The organism is Bacillus pfraonensis (assembly GCF_050768835.1).
Classification (GTDB): Bacteria; Bacillota; Bacilli; order Bacillales; family Bacillaceae_G; genus Bacillus_A; species Bacillus_A pfraonensis.
This window is the reverse complement of the sequence record NZ_JAHCDO010000097.1, coordinates 1-421: the sequence shown is the minus strand read 5'-3', so window position 1 is coordinate 421 and position 421 is coordinate 1. Positions and strand designations below refer to the sequence as shown.

General features: G+C 38.0%; 1 protein-coding gene. It reads left to right on the top strand.

What is annotated here, in order from left to right; genetic code table 11:
• Position 1: 1 nt before the first annotated feature.
• Positions 2-421 (top strand): IS6 family transposase (locus KFD70_RS29265; RefSeq protein WP_431613553.1); only part of this gene is annotated, 420 nt, incomplete at its 3' end.

The following is a 421-nucleotide window of genomic DNA, read 5'->3' as shown; positions in this document are numbered from 1 at the left end:
AATGCGATATTTTAAAGGGAAACAGTTCAAGAAAGATATTATTTTAGTAGCTGTCGGCTACTACTGTCGTTTTTCTTTAAGTTATCGCGATGTATCTGAAATCCTGAAAGAACGTGGTATTTCAGTTCACCCAACAACCATCATGCGCTGGGTTCATGAATATGGCAATCTCATCTATCAAATTTGGAAAGTGAAAAATAAATCTGCACGCTTATCCTGGCATTTGGATGAGACTTATATCAAAGTTAAGGGCGAGTGGTGTTATCTCTATCGTACAATTAATAAAGATGGACACACATTGGATATTCAACTTCGTAAAAAACGGGATCATCAGGCTGCCTATGCCTTCATGAAAAGATTAGTAAAACATTTTGGAGAACCTACGGTTCTCACTACAGACAAAGCGCCGGCATTACTTTGC